Source organism: Quatrionicoccus australiensis (assembly GCF_020510425.1).
Lineage (GTDB): Bacteria > Pseudomonadota > Gammaproteobacteria > Burkholderiales > Rhodocyclaceae > Azonexus > Azonexus australiensis_A.
In genome coordinates, this window is the sequence record NZ_JAHBAH010000001.1 from 849297 (window position 1) to 866273 (window position 16977).

At 60.9% G+C, this 16977-nt stretch carries 16 protein-coding genes; 7 read left to right on the forward strand and 9 right to left on the reverse strand.

Annotated features, from left to right (window positions below; translation table 11 throughout):
* Positions 1-6 precede the first annotated feature (6 nt).
* Both serC and gyrA read right to left on the reverse strand, forming a co-directional pair.
* Positions 7-1092 carry a 3-phosphoserine/phosphohydroxythreonine transaminase gene (serC, locus tag KIG99_RS04225; RefSeq protein ID WP_226459002.1) on the reverse strand — a complete coding sequence of 362 codons (1086 nt, stop codon included), beginning with the start codon at positions 1090-1092 and terminating at the stop codon, positions 7-9.
* A complete protein-coding gene (gene gyrA / locus KIG99_RS04230) occupies positions 1092-3749 on the reverse strand; it encodes a DNA gyrase subunit A (RefSeq protein ID WP_226459003.1) in 2658 nt (885 codons plus the stop codon). Before gyrA ends, serC begins: the two co-directional genes overlap by 1 nt.
* 98 nt (positions 3750-3847) lie before the next feature.
* On the opposite strand from gyrA, the gene KIG99_RS04235 reads away from it, so the two are divergent.
* The 4 genes from KIG99_RS04235 to KIG99_RS04250 all read left to right on the forward strand — a co-directional run bounded on the left by KIG99_RS04235 (position 3848) and on the right by KIG99_RS04250 (position 7333).
* A complete protein-coding gene (locus KIG99_RS04235) occupies positions 3848-5173 on the forward strand; it encodes a TRZ/ATZ family hydrolase (protein ID WP_226459004.1) in 1326 nt (441 codons plus the stop codon).
* A 67-nt stretch (positions 5174-5240) separates the two neighbouring features.
* Complete coding sequence (locus KIG99_RS04240) at positions 5241-5903, forward strand: OmpA family protein (RefSeq protein ID WP_226459005.1); 663 nt, start codon at positions 5241-5243, stop codon at positions 5901-5903.
* A 70-nt stretch (positions 5904-5973) separates the two neighbouring features.
* Positions 5974-6672, forward strand: a complete 699-nt coding sequence (gene ubiG, locus KIG99_RS04245) for a bifunctional 2-polyprenyl-6-hydroxyphenol methylase/3-demethylubiquinol 3-O-methyltransferase UbiG (RefSeq protein WP_226459006.1) — start codon at positions 5974-5976, stop codon at positions 6670-6672.
* Positions 6665-7333 carry an HAD family hydrolase gene (locus KIG99_RS04250; protein ID WP_226459007.1) on the forward strand — a complete coding sequence of 223 codons (669 nt, stop codon included), beginning with the start codon at positions 6665-6667 and terminating at the stop codon, positions 7331-7333. Before ubiG ends, KIG99_RS04250 begins: the two co-directional genes overlap by 8 nt.
* On the opposite strand, the gene KIG99_RS04255 is transcribed toward KIG99_RS04250, so the two are convergent.
* Positions 7308-8483, reverse strand: coding sequence for a methyltransferase (locus KIG99_RS04255; protein WP_226459008.1), 1176 nt, complete (start codon positions 8481-8483; stop codon positions 7308-7310). The genes KIG99_RS04250 and KIG99_RS04255 overlap by 26 nt on opposite strands.
* Positions 8480-10624 carry an ABC transporter substrate-binding protein gene (locus tag KIG99_RS04260; protein ID WP_226459009.1) on the reverse strand — a complete coding sequence of 715 codons (2145 nt, stop codon included), beginning with the start codon at positions 10622-10624 and terminating at the stop codon, positions 8480-8482. Before KIG99_RS04260 ends, KIG99_RS04255 begins: the two co-directional genes overlap by 4 nt.
* 85 nt (positions 10625-10709) lie before the next feature.
* On the opposite strand from KIG99_RS04260, the gene KIG99_RS04265 reads away from it, so the two are divergent.
* The 3 genes from KIG99_RS04265 to KIG99_RS04275 all read left to right on the forward strand — a co-directional run bounded on the left by KIG99_RS04265 (position 10710) and on the right by KIG99_RS04275 (position 13975).
* On the forward strand, positions 10710-11165 hold the full coding sequence (locus KIG99_RS04265) for a peroxiredoxin (protein ID WP_226459010.1): 456 nt from the start codon (positions 10710-10712) through the stop codon (positions 11163-11165).
* Between the two features lie 30 nt (positions 11166-11195).
* The gene (locus tag KIG99_RS04270) at positions 11196-12620 is read left to right on the forward strand and encodes a PhoH family protein (RefSeq protein ID WP_226459011.1); all 1425 of its coding nucleotides are present in this window, start codon (positions 11196-11198) and stop codon (positions 12618-12620) included.
* 83 nt (positions 12621-12703) lie between these two features.
* Positions 12704-13975, forward strand: a complete 1272-nt coding sequence (locus KIG99_RS04275; protein WP_226459012.1) for a transglutaminase-like domain-containing protein — start codon at positions 12704-12706, stop codon at positions 13973-13975.
* A gap of 15 nt (positions 13976-13990) precedes the next feature.
* On the opposite strand, the gene dnaB is transcribed toward KIG99_RS04275, so the two are convergent.
* The 5 genes from dnaB to rpsF form a co-directional block, all read right to left on the reverse strand.
* Positions 13991-15400 (reverse strand): replicative DNA helicase, encoded by a 1410-nt coding sequence (dnaB, locus tag KIG99_RS04280; RefSeq protein WP_226440751.1) that lies wholly within the window; start codon positions 15398-15400, stop codon positions 13991-13993.
* Positions 15401-15466: 66 nt separating this feature from the next.
* Entirely contained in the window at positions 15467-15913 is a 447-nt protein-coding gene (rplI, locus tag KIG99_RS04285) for a 50S ribosomal protein L9 (protein WP_226459013.1), read from the reverse strand.
* An 18-nt stretch (positions 15914-15931) separates the two neighbouring features.
* Positions 15932-16207, reverse strand: coding sequence for a 30S ribosomal protein S18 (rpsR, locus tag KIG99_RS04290; RefSeq protein ID WP_226440753.1), 276 nt, complete (start codon positions 16205-16207; stop codon positions 15932-15934).
* Positions 16179-16529, reverse strand: a complete 351-nt coding sequence (gene priB / locus KIG99_RS04295) for a primosomal replication protein N (RefSeq protein WP_319002419.1) — start codon at positions 16527-16529, stop codon at positions 16179-16181. The genes rpsR and priB overlap by 29 nt, the downstream gene beginning before the upstream one ends.
* Positions 16530-16532: 3 nt before the next feature.
* Positions 16533-16919 carry a 30S ribosomal protein S6 gene (gene rpsF, locus KIG99_RS04300; protein WP_226440754.1) on the reverse strand — a complete coding sequence of 129 codons (387 nt, stop codon included), beginning with the start codon at positions 16917-16919 and terminating at the stop codon, positions 16533-16535.
* Positions 16920-16977: the final 58 nt, after the last annotated feature.

Sequence of the window (16977 nt, forward strand, 5' to 3'; positions counted from 1 at the left end):
GCGGGGTCAAGCCTTGCGTTGGGCGAAATCGTTCATGAAGGCCACCAGCGCCTGCACGGCTTCCAGCGACACGGCGTTGTAGATCGAGGCGCGCATGCCGCCAACCGACTTGTGGCCCTTCAGCGAAGCCAGGCCGGCCGCTTTCGACTCGGCCAGGAAGGCAGCATCGAGCTCGGAATTGGCGAGCACGAAAGGCACATTCATGCGCGAACGGCAATCGGGATCGACCGGGTTGCTGTAGAAGCCGCCCGACTGGTCGATGGCGTCGTACAAAATGCGTGCTTTTTCGGCGTTGACCGCATCGATGCCGGCCAGACCGCCCTGCTTCTTCAGCCACTGAAAAACCAGGCCGGCGATGTAGATGCCGTAGGTCGGTGGCGTGTTGAGCATCGAGCCGTTCTCGGCCATCACCGCATAGTCCATGACCGTCGGAATATTCAGCGGCGCCATGCCGAGCAGGTCTTCACGGATGATGACCAGGGTCAGGCCGGACGGGCCGATGTTCTTCTGCGCGCCGGCATAGATCAGGCCGAATTTCTCGACATTGACCGGGCGCGACAGGATGTGCGACGACATGTCGACCACCAGCGGCACACCAGTATCGGCAATACGCTGCGCGGGAATCTCGACACCGTGGATGGTCTCGTTGGTACAGACGTGCAGATAGGCGGCAAACGGGTCGAGCTTGATTTCCTCAGCCGTCGGCAGACGGGTGAAACCGCTCTCCTCGGTCGTCGCGGCACAACGTACCGTACCGATGCGCTGCGCTTCCTTGTAGGCCTTCTTCGACCATGAGCCGGTCACGATGTAGTCGGCCGAACGTCCGGCCAGCAGGTTCATCGGGATCTGCGCGAACTGCTGCGTCGCACCGCCCTGCAGGAACAGCACCTTGTAATTGGCAGGGATGCCCATCAACTCGCGCAGATCGGCTTCGGCCTGCTCGAGAATGGACGTGAACTCCTTGCCGCGATGGCTCATTTCCATGACGCTGCAACCGGCGCCATGCCAGTTGAGCAGCTCTTCCTGCGCCTGCTTGAGAACTTCTTCAGGAAGCGCAGCCGGGCCGGCGCTGAAATTCCAGATTCGAGTCATCAGACCTCTCCACCTTCGTTGCTCTCACCTTCGCTTGCTGCCGCTTCATCACCAGCAGGGGCCGGCGTTTCAGCAGCTGCCTCGGCAACAACTTCAGCTTCGGCTTCGGCATCAACCTCGGCAACCGATTCGGCAACCTTTTCGAGGCCGGCCAGCTTTTCGCCTTCATCAAGCGAGATCAGCGTCACGCCCTGCGTGGCCCGACCCATGCCGCGGATTTCCGCGACGCGGGTGCGAATCAGCACACCACCGGTGGTGATCAGCATGATTTCGTCGTCATCACCCACCAGCTTGGCACCAACCACGTTACCGTTGCGCTCGCTGTCGGCAATGGCGCGCACGCCCTGGGTACCGCGGCCAGAGTGGCGGAAATCGGCCAAAACGGTACGTTTACCGTAGCCGTTCTCGGTCGCCACCAGCACGGTCGCCTGGTCGCTCTCGGCAACCAGCAGCGAGATGACCGACTGGCCTTCCTGCAGCTTCATGCCGCGCACACCACGGGCGCCACGGCCCATCGGACGGACATCTTCTTCGTCGAACCAGACCGCCTTGCCGGCATCCGACACCAGCACGATGTCGCTCTGGCCGGTGGTCAGCTCGACGCCGACCAGGATGTCGCCCTCGTCCAGTGCCACGGCGATGATGCCGGCCTTGCGCGGATTGGAGAAGTCGGACAGTGGCGTCTTCTTGACCGTACCCATCACGGTCGCCATGAAGATGTACTGGTCGTCGGAGAATTCCTTGACCGGCAGCACGGCATTGATGCGTTCGCCTTCCTCGAGCGGGAAGAGATTGACGATCGGCTTGCCGCGACTGGTCCGGCTGCCCTGCGGCGCTTCGTAGACCTTGAGCCAGTAGCAGCGGCCGCGATTCGAGAAGCACAGGATGTAGTCGTGCGTATTGGCGACGAACAGGTGATCGACGAAATCCTCATCCTTGATCGCTGCCGCCTGCTTGCCGCGTCCGCCGCGCTTCTGGGCGCGGTAATCGGCGAGCGGCTGGGCCTTGATGTAGCCACCGTGCGACAGGGTAACCACCATGTCCATCGGCGTGATGAAGTCTTCGATGCCGAGTTCCTGCGTGTGCAGCACGATTTCGGAGCGACGCTCGTCGCCGAACTGCTCGCGGATCGCGGTCAGTTCGGTCACGATGATTTCGGTGATGCGTTGCGGCTTGGCCAGGATGTCGAGCAGATCAAGGATCTTGGCCATGACGTCCTTGTACTCGCTGACGATCTTGTCCTGCTCGAGACCGGTCAGGCGTTGCAGACGCAGTTCGAGAATGGCCTGGGCCTGAGCATCGGACAGGCGATAGCCCTGCTCCGACAAACCGAACTCGGGCGCCAGACCGTCCGGACGCGAGGCGTCCGACGAAGCCCGCACCAGCATTTCCTCGACCACCGGGCTGCGCCACTGGCGCTCCATCAGGCCGCGCTTGGCGTCCGGCGGCGTCGGCGCGGCCTTGATCAGGGCGATGATTTCATCGACATTGGACAGCGCGACCGCCAGACCTTCGAGGATGTGACCGCGTTCGCGCGCCTTGCGCAATTCGAACACGGTACGCCGGGTGACGACTTCGCGGCGGTGCGACAGGAAGCACTCGAGCAGTTGCTTGAGATTGAGCAGGCGCGGCTGGCCATCGACCAGCGCCACCATGTTCATGCCGAAGGTGTCCTGCAACTGCGTCTGCTTGTACAGGTTGTTGAGGATGACCTCGCCGACTTCGCCACGCTTCAGTTCGATGACGACGCGCATGCCGGACTTGTCCGACTCGTCGCGAATATCCGAGATGCCTTCGATCTTCTTCTCGTTGACCAGTTCGGCGATCTTCTCGATCAGCGACTTCTTGTTAACCTGGTAGGGAATCTCGTCGACAATCAGCGCCTGCCGGCCGTTGCCCTTGTCCATGTCTTCGAAGTGGGTGCGGGCACGCATGATGACGCGACCACGCCCGGTCTTGTAACCTTCGCGCACCCCCATCACGCCATAGATCAGCGCAGCAGTCGGGAAGTCCGGCGCAGGGATGTACTCGATCAGGTCGTCGATCGAAATCGCCGGATTCTCGAGCAGCGCCAGGCAACCAGCAATGACTTCGTTGAGGTTGTGCGGCGGGATGTTGGTCGCCATACCCACGGCAATCCCGGACGAACCGTTGATCAGCAGGTTGGGGATACGCGCCGGCATGACCAGCGGCTCGTTTTCCGAACCGTCGTAGTTCGGTCCGAAATCGACGGTTTCCTTGTCGAGGTCTTCCAGCAACTGATGCCCGATCTTGGCCATGCGCACTTCGGTGTAACGCATTGCCGCCGCGCTGTCGCCGTCGACCGAACCGAAGTTGCCCTGACCATCGACCAGCATGTAACGCAGCGAAAAATCCTGCGCCATGCGAACAATGGTTTCATAGACTGCGGAGTCGCCGTGCGGGTGATACTTACCGATCACGTCACCGACGATACGCGCCGATTTCTTGTAGGCCTTGTTCCAGTCGTTGTTCAGCTCGTGCATCGCGAACAGTACGCGGCGATGCACCGGTTTCAGGCCGTCGCGCGCATCTGGCAGCGCCCGGCCGACGATCACGCTCATCGCGTAATCGAGATAGGAACGCCGCATCTCGTCTTCGAGGCTGATCGGCAGAGTTTCTTTGGCGAATTGGTCCATGTCTCACAATCGCACCGCTTGCGCGATGCCTTATTGGTTGAATTGAGCGTAATTTGCTATTTTACCACGCCCCAACCAATGAGCAGACGCCGTTTTCCATGACAACAACACCTGAATCCATCGACCTCCTGATCGAATCCCGCTGGGTCGCAGCGGTCGACCCTGATGTTGTGCTCAAAAACCATGCCGTCGCCGTGCATAACGGCCGCATTCTGGCCATCCTGCCAAGCGGTGAAGCTCGCCTGCGCTACCAGGCAAAACAACGCGTCCAGCTCGACGACCACATCCTGATTCCCGGCCTGATCAACCTGCACACCCACGCCGCGATGTCGCTGATGCGCGGCATCGCCGACGATCTGCCGCTGATGGACTGGTTGCAGAAGCATATCTGGCCGACCGAAGCCGCCCACATGTCACCGCAGTTCGTACTCGACGGCACGCGTCTGGCCTGCGCGGAAATGCTCAAGGGCGGCATCACCTGCTTCAACGACATGTATTTCTTCCCCGATGCCGCCGCGACAGCCGCCAGCGAATTCGGCATGCGCGCCGCCCTCGGCATCACGACGCTCGAATTCCCGACGCCATACGCCAGCGATGCCGACGATTACATCAACAAGGGACTGGCAGTCCGCGAAAAATGGCTGGACAACCCGCAGATCAGTTTCTGCCTGGCACCGCACGCACCGTACACAGTGTCGGATGCGACCTTCGAGCGCCTCCAGACGCTCTCGGCGCAAATGAATCTGCCCATCCACTGCCACATTCACGAAACCCGGCACGAAGTCGAGGAAAGCCATCGCCAGCACCAGCAAGGCCCGCTCGCCCGCCTGCACAAACTCGGCCTGCTCGGCCCCGGCTTCATTGGTGTACATGCCGTACATCTCACCGAGGACGAACTGCAACTGCTCGCCAAAACCGGTTGCAGCATCGCGCACTGCCCGACTTCCAACCTGAAACTGGCGAGCGGCATTGCCCCTGTGGCAAGAATGAGACAACTGGACATCAATATCGGACTCGGCACGGACGGCGCGGCGAGCAACAACCGCCTCGACCTGTTCGGTGAAATGCGCCTCGCCGCCCTGCTCGCCAAGGGCAGCACCGGCGACGCCAGCGCCCTGCCAGCCCATGCCGCATTGCGCATGGCCACCCTGAACGGCGCCATCGCACTGGGACTCGGCCATGAAATCGGCTCCATTACCCCAGGCAAGGCCGCCGATCTTTGCGCGATCAGCCTTGGCGCCCTTGAAACCCAACCCTGCTTCGACCCGGTGTCACATCTCGTACATGTTGCAGGGCGAGAATGCGTCACGCATGCCTGGGTGGCCGGAAAGTGTTGCGTAGAGCACAAAACTTTACTCGCGAACGGCCAAAATGACTTGGAATCAGCGATTGCCCTATGGCAAAATAGGTTGGAAGTCCGCTAGGCGCCCTGTTTTCAGGTCAATTCGCGGGTCAAAGAGATTTTCAAATTTTCTTCAACGAGGGAAAACAATGATCAAGAACATCGCCAAGAAATCACTGGTTGTCGCACTGCTGGCCGGCATCGGCTTCTCTGCTGTTGCCCAGGAACGTGTTTACGCCATCGACCAACGCGACACCGTCGTCAAGAGCGGTTTCGGCCTGTGCTGGCGTGATGGCTACTGGACCCCGGCTGCTGCCGCCAAGGACAAGGCCGGTTGCGAATGCGACAAGGACCTGCTGCCGGCTGAAGCCTGTGCCGCCCCGGCCGCCAAGGGCGCCGCTGCCGCTCCGGCCGTTGCCGGCGTGAAGCCGTCCGGTGAAAAGATCACCGTCGCCGCCGACGCCCTGTTCGACTTCAACAAGGCTGTCCTGCGCCCCGAAGGCAAGGCCAAGCTCGACGACGTCGTTGCCAAGTCCAAGGCCATCAAGCTCGAAGTGATCCTGGCCGTTGGCCACACCGACCGTATCGGTGGTGACGCCTACAACCAGAAGCTGTCGGAAAAGCGCGCTGCTGCCGTCAAGGAATACCTGGTTGCCAAGGGTATCGAAGCCAACCGTGTTTACACCGAAGGCAAGGGCGAAAAGCAACCGGTCACCGGCGACAAGTGCAAGGGCAATGCCAAGACCAAGGCTCTGATCGACTGCCTGCAGCCGGATCGTCGCGTTGACATCGAAGTCATCGGCACCAAGTAAGCTGCCGACGCTTCAACAAAAGCCCCGCAGTGCGGGGCTTTTTCTTTTCAACCATTTTTTTGTGAATCCCATGCTCAACGCCGACCCTGCCGAACTGGACAAATTTGGTGAACTCGCCCACCGCTGGTGGGACCCGAACAGCGAATTCAAACCGCTGCACGAGATCAATCCGCTGCGTCTCGACTGGATCGACCAGAACATCGGCCTGGCCGGCAAACGCATCCTCGACGTCGGCTGCGGTGGCGGCCTGCTTTCCGAGGGCATGGCAGCACGTGGCGCCGAAGTGACCGGCATCGACCTTTCCGAAAAGCCGCTCGGCGTCGCCAAGTTGCACCTGCTCGAAACCGGGCAGAAGGTCGACTATCGCAAGATCGCCGTCGAACAGTTGGCCGAAGAGATGCCCGGCGCCTTTGACGCGGTGACCTGCCTCGAAATGCTCGAGCACGTACCGAACCCGTCGAGCATCGTCAGCGCCTGCTCCCGCCTGGTCAAACCCGGTGGCCAGGTCTTCTTCTCGACCCTGAACCGCAACCCGAAGTCCTACTTGTTCGCGGTGATCGGTGCCGAGTACATCCTCAACATGCTGCCCAAGGGCACGCATGACTACGCCAAGTTCATCAAGCCGTCCGAGCTGTCGCGCTGGGCCAAGCTGGCCGGCCTGGAACCGGAAGAACTGATCGGCATGAGCTACAACCCGCTGACGCAGCAGTATTCGCTCGGCCGCGACAGCAGCGTCAATTATCTGCTGCGTACGATCCGGAATGTTTGAGGCGGTTCTTTTCGACCTTGACGGAACCCTGGCCGACACCGCTCCCGACCTCGGCGGTGCGGCCAACATTTTGCTGCTTCAGGAAGGTCGACCGGAACAGCCGCTCGCAGCCCTGCGCCCGCACACTTCGCAAGGAGTACGCGGCATGCTGCGCGCCGGTTTCGGCATCGACAACACGCACCCGGATTACGAACGCCTGGCCGCTGCCTTTCTCGAGATCTACGCCGCCCGCCTGTGCGATGAAAGCCGGCTGTTTGCCGGCATTCCCGAACTGCTCGACCAGATTGAAAACCTGAATCTGGACTGGGGCATCGTTACCAACAAGCGCATGCGCTTCACCGATCCGCTGGTCGAACTGCTGCAGCTTTCACCACGCACCCGTTGCGTCGTCAGCGGCGACACGACGGCTGAAGCCAAGCCCTCGCCGCTGCCCATCCTGCATGCCTGCGCCCTGCTCGGCTGCGCCCCGGAGAAAGCAATCTACGTCGGCGACGACCAGCGCGACATCATCGCCGGCCGTGCCGCCGGCTGCATGACCGTGGCAGCCACCTACGGCTACCTCGGCACCGGCGAGCCGCCGGCAGCGTGGAATGCCGACCTGATTATCGAGCAGCCAGCCGAGCTGGCCGCCTACCTCAGTCAGCGCGTTCGGCCGAAATAAGCAGATTGCGCGGCGTCAACCGCTGCGCGCAAAAGCTCTGCAAGTTGACCGCATAGCCCAGTTCCTCGAGATAGACCGCCAGGTCAAGCACCAGCCAGATTTCCAGCGCCCGCCGGAAGGCCTGGCGCGGCAATGAAAGGCGCATCACCTCGTGCTGGCGTCGCCAGCCGGCCACCTCCCATTGCGCGCAATTTGCCGCCAGCGGAGCCGGCAAGCCTTCGCGCACCGCCATCTGCTGCAGGAATCCCGAAAAGTCATCAGCAAACCAGGCCGCCGGCACCGACCTGAAGGTCCGGTAACCCGCATCGGACGAAGCCCGACGATAGGCATCGAAGCCCAGCTTCCAAGCCATTTCCCGATCACGACGCCGGGCCAGGCGTGGCGAGGCGGTCACCGTTTCGGTCACGGCCAGACGCACGTCATCGCGCGTCAGTGCCAGAGCGGAGCCGCTCGACAAGGGTTGATAAAAATCGCCAACACCACGGTGATAGCAGCACGGCGCGACGTCGAAACGCCGCACGCCCTGCGCCGCCCCCTGCCGCAGCAGGCGCCGATGCAATTCGCCACAGGCATGCAAGGCCACTGCATGCTGCCCGCGCTGAGGCCAGTCCATCGTCGCCAGGGCATCGGCGACGATGAAGTGCTGTTCGGCTCTTTGGCGCAAAGACAGACGCTCGCCTTCGGCGCAGAGTACGGCATCGATTTCCAGCGTATGCACGGGTTGCTCCCACTGCCCGGCGAGCAGGCGTCCGAGATGCCCCTTGCCACCGCACCAGTCGATGACCGGCTGTCCGCTGCAGCGGGCACTGCCTGCAAAAGCCTCGATCTGCGCCCGCTTGCGTCCGGGAATTTCCCAGGCCCAGCGCTCACCCACCGGCGACGGCGGCACGGCAGCGGCCGGCGCAACGCGAATCAGCGAGCGCAACGCATCGATCTCCGGCAGGTACGATGCCAGCCAGACGAGCGCAGCATCGTTGTCGGCACTCAGGGCATCGAACTGCGCCTGGTCGAGCGCCAGCAAATCCGCACTCAAGGCGGGATAGGCGAGACACCAGTCCGGCTGCAATTCGCGAAAGGGTTGCGGATGCCAGCAATCGCGATAGTGCCGCAGGAGATCTTCGAGCTGCCGCTGCCGTTCGCCCGACCTCACTTCAGGCCCGCCCGCCGCTCACGCCGGCGATAAGCGATCAGGGCGGGCAGCAAGGCTGAAAGAAGCAGCACCAGACCGGCAACGAAGGGCCAGACCACCGGCGCATTCCAGGCACTCCGGGCCGCCATGCGGTCGACCGCATCAATGCGCTGATATTTGAGGATGTTGTTGCCGACCTCGCTCGGCTTGCGATTCTTCAGCCAGCGATGGGTCAGCGTATAGCTCTTCGGATGCAGCCCGAAGACCCAGGGCGCGTCGTGCTGCAGGATGCCATTCATCTGGCGGACGATGGCCAGCCGCTCCGGCGTGTTGTCCATGTTCTTCATGCGCAGGAAGAGACGGTCAAACTCGGGATTGGCATAGTTCGAGGCATTCTCGCCACCGTGCGCCACCTTGCCTTCGTTGCCATCGAGCAGGAAGAAGAAATTCTCGGGATCGGGGTAATCGGCATTCCAGCCCAGGGAATAGAGCTGGACATTGCCCTTGCGCAGCTTGTCCTGGAAACGGTTGTAATCGGTCGCACGCACGACGAGCTGGATGTCGATGCCAGCCAGTTGCCGGGTCAGCCAGTCAAGGTAAGACTTGTCGCCACCGCTGCCGCCCGTGCTGTCGAGATAGACGACCAGCGGCTCGCCAGTACGGGCGTCGCGCCCATTCGGGTAACCGGCCTCCGCAAGCAGCTTCTTTGCCGCTTCGAGCGGCTTGCGTTTTGGTTTGCCATCGATCCAGTCGTACACGACGCGATTGATCCCCGCCTCGCCGTTTTCGTAGCCGAAGATGCCGGGCGGTAGCGCACCTTGCGCAGCAATACCGCGGCCATTGGCGAAAATCGAAATGTATTCTTCCTGATCGATGGCGATTGAAATTGCCTGCCGAATCCGGGTCGACCGCTCGGACAAGCCGCCCACCACCGGGTCGAGCATGTTGAAGCCCATGTAGAAGATCGATGCCTTGACCGTGGTCAGCAGACGGATGCCGCGCGCCTGCATCGCATCGCTGAGCGCCGCGTCGCCACCAACATTGACACGCACCGCCTGATCGAAGCTGTCGGAGGAAATCCCCGAGGCGTCGTAGTAGCCTTGCAGGAATTTGTTCCAGTAGGGAATCGCTTCCTTCTCGCGGGTAAACACCGCCTGCTCGATGAACGGCAACGCCTTGCCACAATCCGCGAGCAGGCCGGCGGCGCGGTCAGCGGCCTCACCGTCGCAGGGATAATGCTGGGCGTGGAAATTCGGATTGCGGCTGAGCACCATGCGCCGGTTCGGATCGTTCTCGCTCAACATGTACGGGCCGCTGCCGACCGGCCACCAGTCGAGCGTCAGGTTCTTTTCGGCCATGCCGGGCTGGGCATAGAAACGGTCGGCTTCGCGCGGCACCGGCGCAAAGAAGGGCATCGCCAGCCAATACAGAAATTGCGGATACTTGCCCTTGATGCGGATGCGCCAGGTGCGCTGATCGACCTTCTCGACGCCGGCCAGCGGATATTGGTCGAGATCCAGCCACTCGCCGGCCGGCACCTTTTTGGCCGCCTGCCCCAGGCTGGCACCAAGCTCCTTCAGACCCACGATCTTGTCGGCCATCATGCCGAAAATCGGCGAATGCAGGCGCGGATGTGCCAGGCGCTTGATCTGGTAAATGTAGTCGTCAGCCGTCACTTCGCGGCTGGCCATTTGCGGAAAATCGGCCAGGGTCTGGCGCCCCTCGGCGGCATTTTTGCCCAAATACAGCGGTCGACCGTCTGGCGCCAGCGCAAATGCCGGATGCGGCTGGAAGCGCACACCGGCCTGCAACTTCAGTTCATAGACGCTTTCGGCGATGCGCTCGGCCGGCGCATCGGCCGCCAGCGGGCGGCCCGCCGCATCGTAGTAGCGCGGCATGGGAACCTGCTCGACAGTCGCTGGCTCCAGCGCATAGGGGCGCTTCAGGTAGTGATACTGCAGCGGCGGCTCGTAGATCTGGCCAGTGAAGACCAGCTCGTCCTCGCTGTAGGACTGGGCCGGATCAAGATGCTTGGGCCGCTCGGTAAACGCCGTGTAGAGAATGCTTTTCCCGGCATCGGCCGCCGGATAGGGATCATTCCAGGACTGGCCACAAGCGGACAGGCAAGCAAGGAGAACGAGACTGGCGCAAATTTTTCGCATGGGCAGGAGTTTAGCAAATGACCGGTTGACCGTTCTGCCGGGATTTGCCGACAATGAAGCAACTCAAACGATAAAAGGCAGGCACATGCTCGATACGAAAATCCCCGACTTCTCACTGCCCGCCACCAGCGGCCAGACCTTCACGCTGTCGGCCCAGGCCGGCAAGATCGTGGTGATCTATTTCTACCCCAAGGACAGCACGCCGGGTTGCACCACCGAGGGCCAGAACTTCCGCGACCTCTACGCCGAGTTCTCGGCGGTCGACGCCGTCATTCTCGGCATTTCCCGCGACAGCCTGAAGTCGCACGAAAACTTCAAGGCCAAGCAGGAATTCCCCTTCGAACTCGGCTCGGATGCCGATGAAGCCGTCTGCAACCTGTTCGCTGTCATGAAAATGAAAAACATGTACGGCAAACAGGTACGTGGCGTCGAACGCAGCACCTTCGTCATCGACCGCAGTGGCGTTTTGCGCCGTGAATGGCGCGGTCTCAAGGTGCCCGGTCACGTTCAGGAAGTACTGGATTTCGTCAAAACCCTTTAAACCTCCCAACCCCAACCAAAGGCCCATTTCATGCCGCGCAAACCCGCAGCCGTCAAGAAGCCCGCCGTTACCAAACTTTTCGTCCTCGACACCAACGTGCTGATGCACGACCCAAGCAGCCTTTTCCGCTTCGAGGAACATGATGTCTTCCTGCCCATCATGACGCTGGAAGAACTCGACAACAACAAGAAGGGCATGTCCGAAATTGCCCGCAACGCCCGCCAGACCTCGCGCATGCTCGACGAGTTGCTGGCCGCCGGCGACGACATCGATGAAGGCATCGATCTCTACCCGCCGTCGAACAAGCTGGCCAGCGGCCGCCTCTTCCTGCAGACCGAGGCGATCAGCAGCGAACTGCCGCAAGGCCTGCCGACCTCCAAGGTCGACAACCAGATCCTCTCGGTGGTCATCCACCTGCAGAAGAAATTCCCCAAGCGCCCGGTCATCCTGGTGTCGAAAGACATCAACATGCGCATCAAGTCGCGCGCGCTGAACCTGCTCGCCGAGGATTACTTCAACGACAAGGTTCTCGAAGACACCGACATCCTGTACACCGGCACCCGCGCCCTGCCCGAGAACTTCTGGGACAAACACGGCAAGGGCATGGAGTCGTGGAAGAAGGAGGCCAAGACCTATTACAAGGTGAATGGCCCGCTCTGTCCGCAGATGCTGGTCAACGAGTTCGTCTGGCTGGAAAAGGACGGCTTCTCGGCCATCGTCAAGGAAACCGCCGGCAAGAGCGCGGTGCTGGAAACCCTGGTCGATTACACGCACCCGAAAAATGCCGTGTGGGGCATCACGGCGCGCAATCGCGAACAGAATTTTGCGATGAACCTGCTGATGAACCCGGATATCGACTTCGTTACCCTGCTCGGCCAGGCCGGCACCGGCAAGACCCTGCTGACGCTGGCCGCCGGCCTGACCCAGGTCCTGGAAAGCAAGCAGTTCGCTGAAATCATCATGACCCGCGCCACCGTGCCGGTCGGCGAGGATATCGGCTTCCTGCCCGGCACCGAGGAAGAGAAAATGGCGCCGTGGATGGGGGCACTCGAAGACAACCTTGACGTCCTCACCCATACCGACGAAGCGAGCAGCGGCGCCTACGGCGGCGACTGGGGCAAGGCGGCGACCAATGACATCATCCGCTCGCGGATCAAGGTCAAGTCGATGAACTTCATGCGCGGCCGCACCTTCCTCAAAAAGTACCTGATCATCGACGAGGCGCAGAACCTGACGCCAAAACAGATGAAGACGCTGGTCACGCGCGCCGGCCCAGGCACCAAGGTGGTCTGCCTCGGCAACATCGCGCAGATCGACACGCCCTACCTGACCGAAGGCAGTTCCGGCCTAACTTACGTGGTCGACCGCTTCAAGGGCTGGGCGCATTCCGGTCACATCACGTTACAACGTGGCGAGCGTTCCCGCTTGGCTGACCACGCTGCTGAAGTGCTATAATCGTCCGCAATCAAACAAAGGGGCCGTGTCAGTGACACGGCCCTTTCGTTTCAGCCACGGGCTGTCTTTGCCGGAGGAAATTTTTGAAACGTCGCACTTTTCTCGCATCAGCCGCCGCCCTCTCCGCCATCATTTCCGATGCCTGGGCTGCCAAGAAATCAAGCCCGGCCAAGGCGTCGACCGCCAAACCCGGAACCGCGAAAGCCAAATCCGGACGCAGCGCCAAGCCCAGTCGCAAACCGTCGAGTCGATCAGCGCAGCGCTATGCACCGATTTCGGCGCCGGTTGCGCATACGGCCGACGACCCGGTCATCGAGAGCCCACCGCCCGGCACGACAGCCAGCCGACTGCCGCCGGTCAAAGCGGCCGAGCCGCCCAGCGAATGGCGCACCTACGAGATCACGACGACGGTCAATCTCAAAGGGAGCGGCAGCAGCAAAATATGGCTCCCCCTGCCGCTCAACCAGGACACCCTGTTCCAGCGCACACTGGGCCACTCCTGGGAAGGCAATGAGAACAATGCCGGCATGCGCCGCCTGCCCGATGGCGACCTCGAGGTCTTCCATTGCGAATGGCGGGACAGCAGCGAAGGCAAGTTGCAGCTGAAAACCCTGGTCACCACCGCTGACCGCCACTTCGACGTCACCCGCCGCACGGTTGCACCGGAACGCGAAGACATCCTGCGCCGCAACCTGCAGGCCTCGCGCCTGATTCCCAACGATGGTCTGGCCTATCAACTCGGCGAACGCATCCTCGGTCGTATCAAGGACCCGGTTGCCCAGGCCAAGGCAATCTACGACTGGGTGGTGGACAACTCGATCTATGACCCCTCCCTGCCCGGCTGCGGCACCGGCGATGTCCGGCAGCAACTGGTACGAGGTCAGTATGGCGGTCGCTCGGCCGACATCAATGGGCTGTTCGTCGGCATTTGCCGCGCCATCGGCATCCCGGCACGCTGCGTCTATGGCTTGCGGGTCGGTCCGTCACGACTGTTCCGCAGCCTCGGATTGACCAGCGACGATGCAACGCGTGGCCAGCATGTCCGTGCCGAATTCTACATTCCGGGTTACGGCTGGATTCCGGTAGACCCCAGCGATGTGCGCCGCGCCATCTCCATGGAAGTCCTTTCGGATCGCGACAGCAAGCTGTCTTCGCTGAAAAAGATCCTGTTCGGCGTCTGGGAAATGAACTGGATCGCCTACAACGTCGGCAGCGATATCACACTACCCGGCAAGAACTACAACCAGCCTTTCCTGCTGCAACCGCAGATGGAGTCGCGTGAAAGCCTCTACCGCGACCAGGGGGCCCCACAAGCCTTCCCGTACACCATCAGCGCACGCCGGGTCGAACTCTGAAGCAGGCCGGTTTCGTCAGTTCTGTGAATCGACGAAACCGCCGCTCGCCAGATTCTGGAAGCGGGTGAATTCGCCGACGAAATTCAGGCGGACCGTACCGGTCGGACCATTACGCTGCTTGCCGATAATCACTTCGGCCAAGCCCTTGTTATCCTGGCTTTCCTTGTTGTAGTACTCGTCGCGGTACATCATCAGGATCACGTCGGCATCCTGCTCGATAGCGCCGGATTCGCGCAAGTCGGACATCATCGGGCGCTTGTCGGTACGCTCTTCGACCTTACGCGAGAGCTGAGACAGCGCCACGATGGGCACCTGCAACTCCTTGGCCAGCGACTTGATCGAGCGGGAAATTTCGGAAACTTCGGTCGCCCGGTTCTCGCCCTGCTTGTTGCCGCTCATCAGCTGGATGTAGTCGATAACCAGCAGACCAAGCTTGCCGCCATATTGACGCGCCAGGCGTCGGGCGCGGGCGCGCAGGTTGGCCGGACTCAGACCGCCGGTCTCATCGATATAGAGTGGTGCCTCGTGCAGCTTGCCAAGCGCAAAGGACAGCTTGGACCACTCTTCGTCGTTCATGCGCCCGGTACGCAGGCTCTGCGAATTCAGGCGGCCAATCGAGGCGAGCATCCGCATCGCCAGTTGGGCGCCGCCCATTTCCATCGAGAACACGCCGACCGGTAAACCACTTTCAACGGCCACATTTTCGGCAATGTTCAGCGCGAATGCCGTCTTGCCCATCGAAGGACGACCGGCAACAATGATCAGATCCCCTGGCTGGAAACCCGAAGTCTTCTGATCGAGGTCGATGAAGCCGGTCGGCACACCGGTGATGTCGGACGGATTGTCGCGATCATGCAACTCCTGGATACGCTCGACGACCTGCGTCAGCAGCGGATTGATGTGCACGAAACCTTCGTTGTGACCGGCCCCGGCTTCGGCAATCTTGAAAATTTTCGACTCTGCTTCATCGAGCAGGGTCTCGGCATCACGACCAAGTGGATTGAGCGCGTCCGCAGCAATTTCATCCGCCGTAGCAACCAGCTGGCGCAGCACAGCACGCTCGCGCACGATTTCGGCATAGCGCTTGATATTGGCCGCCGAAGGGGTATTTGCTGCCAGTTCGCCGAGATAGGCGAGGCCGCCGGTCTGTTCGCCTTCCCCTGCCGCATCGAGCGCTTCGGCGACGGTAACGACGTCGGCCGGTTTGGCACGCTCCAGCAGGTTGCGGATCTGGCGAAAAATCCGCCTATGTTCATCGCGATAAAAGTCACTGTCGGTCAACAAATCGCCGATCCGGTCCCAGGCCTGGTTATCCAGCAACAGACCACCCAGCACCGATTGTTCGGCTTCAATGGAATGCGGCGGCACGCGCAGATGGGCGAGCGAAGGATCGATAGCTTTGGGTTTTTGCGGGCGTTGATTCATGGCGGACAGTTTAAATTAAAAAGGCCCCGCCTTCGCGGAGCCTTTTTGAGTGGGCAGCAACCGGTATTAAGCGGCAACCACAACCACGGTGATGTTGGCCAGCACATCGGTGTGCAGGGCAACGTCAAGCGGGAACTCGCCAATTGCCTTGAGCGGACCTTCCGGCATGCGGACGGACGACTTGTCGACAACAAAACCGGCAGCCTTGAGGGCTTCGGCGATATCGGCGTTGCCGACGGAACCGAACAGGCGACCATCCATACCGGCCTTGCGGGCGACGGAAACGGACAGACCAGCCATCTTTTCGGCAACGCCCTGGGCAGCGGCGAGCTTTTCAGCAGCCAGCTTTTCCAGTTCGGCGCGACGGGCTTCGAACTCAGCCATGGCAGCCGGCGTAGCACGCTTGGCCATGCGCTTCGGGATCAGGAAGTTACGGGCGTAACCATCCTTGACCTTGACGACTTCACCGAGGTTACCGAGGTTAACAACCTTTTCGAGCAGAATGATTTGCATGTTTCGTCTCCCCGAAAATTATTGATGGTTATCGGTAAAAGGCAGCAGGGCCAGGAAGCGGGCGCGCTTGATGGCGGTGCCCAGCTGGCGCTGATAGCCGGCCTTGGTACCGGTCAGACGAGCCGGCATGATCTTGGCGTTTTCCTGGATGTATTCCTTCAGGACGTCAACATCCTTGTAGTCGATCTGTTCGACCTTTTCTGCCGTGAAGCGGCAGAACTTGCGGCGCTTGAAGAGACCACCACCGCGTTTCTTTTTCTTGTCGTCATCCTTCTTCTTGAAGAATCGAGCCATTTTCGTTTCCTTCCAAAAATTCTATTGAATTCACATGCAGTACGGGCAGCTTGCTGGTACGACTTTTTGCAGCCAGAAATCCGGTAATTTTTACCGCTCCCCCCAGGGGGGCTGCCTGCAGCCAGCGGGCAGCTTCGCCCAGGGCCAGCACAGCAATTTCCAGTTCTACCTGTCGTTCCGCACCGTTTTCAGTTTGCGGGGCGCTGTGTTGCAGCCACCCTTCGCTTACTGGAATCCCGGCTGGCGTGTAGCGCAGTGCTTTGCGCTCGACCAGATTGCCGGAGAGTTCGATGCAGTTCAGCCGTAATTCCCGTACAAATATCCGTTAGGCAGCCGGGGCTTCGGCAGCAGCCGGAGCAGCAGCAACTTCACCACCAAGCAGGGACTTGGACTTTTCTTCCTTCATCATCGGGGAAGGAGTCGTCACGGCAGCCTTCATCTTGACGGTGAGGTGGCGCAGCACGGCGTCATTGAACTTGAAGGAATGTTCGAGTTCGTTCAGCGTTTCGCCGTCGCACTCGATATTCATCATGACGTAGTGGGCCTTGTGGATCTTCTGGATCGGGTAAGCCAGTTGACGGCGACCCCAGTCTTCCAGACGGTGAATCGTACCGTTCTTGGCGGTGACGATGGCACGGTAACGTTCAACCATGCCGGGCACTTGTTCGCTTTGGTCCGGGTGGACGATAAAGACGATTTCGTAATGGCGCATGCAAACTCCTTTTGGCAAATACCCCCCGTCATGCGTTCGCGGTGGGGCAAGGTGGAAA

What these genes read in the sequence shown, in the direction of transcription:
- serC (WP_226459002.1), bottom strand. Translation starts at nt 1,092, where the DNA reads ATGACTCGAATCTGGAATTTCAGCGCCGGCCCGGCTGCGCTTCCTGAA.
- gyrA (WP_226459003.1), bottom strand. Translation starts at nt 3,749, where the DNA reads ATGGACCAATTCGCCAAAGAAACTCTGCCGATCAGCCTCGAAGACGAG.
- KIG99_RS04235 (WP_226459004.1), top strand. Translation starts at nt 3,848, where the DNA reads ATGACAACAACACCTGAATCCATCGACCTCCTGATCGAATCCCGCTGG.
- KIG99_RS04240 (WP_226459005.1), top strand. Translation starts at nt 5,241, where the DNA reads ATGATCAAGAACATCGCCAAGAAATCACTGGTTGTCGCACTGCTGGCC.
- ubiG (WP_226459006.1), top strand. Translation starts at nt 5,974, where the DNA reads ATGCTCAACGCCGACCCTGCCGAACTGGACAAATTTGGTGAACTCGCC.
- KIG99_RS04250 (WP_226459007.1), top strand. Translation starts at nt 6,665, where the DNA reads ATGTTTGAGGCGGTTCTTTTCGACCTTGACGGAACCCTGGCCGACACC.
- KIG99_RS04260 (WP_226459009.1), bottom strand. Translation starts at nt 10,624, where the DNA reads ATGCGAAAAATTTGCGCCAGTCTCGTTCTCCTTGCTTGCCTGTCCGCT.
- KIG99_RS04265 (WP_226459010.1), top strand. Translation starts at nt 10,710, where the DNA reads ATGCTCGATACGAAAATCCCCGACTTCTCACTGCCCGCCACCAGCGGC.
- KIG99_RS04270 (WP_226459011.1), top strand. Translation starts at nt 11,196, where the DNA reads ATGCCGCGCAAACCCGCAGCCGTCAAGAAGCCCGCCGTTACCAAACTT.
- dnaB (WP_226440751.1), bottom strand. Translation starts at nt 15,400, where the DNA reads ATGAATCAACGCCCGCAAAAACCCAAAGCTATCGATCCTTCGCTCGCC.
- rplI (WP_226459013.1), bottom strand. Translation starts at nt 15,913, where the DNA reads ATGCAAATCATTCTGCTCGAAAAGGTTGTTAACCTCGGTAACCTCGGT.
- rpsR (WP_226440753.1), bottom strand. Translation starts at nt 16,207, where the DNA reads ATGGCTCGATTCTTCAAGAAGAAGGATGACGACAAGAAAAAGAAACGC.
- rpsF (WP_226440754.1), bottom strand. Translation starts at nt 16,919, where the DNA reads ATGCGCCATTACGAAATCGTCTTTATCGTCCACCCGGACCAAAGCGAA.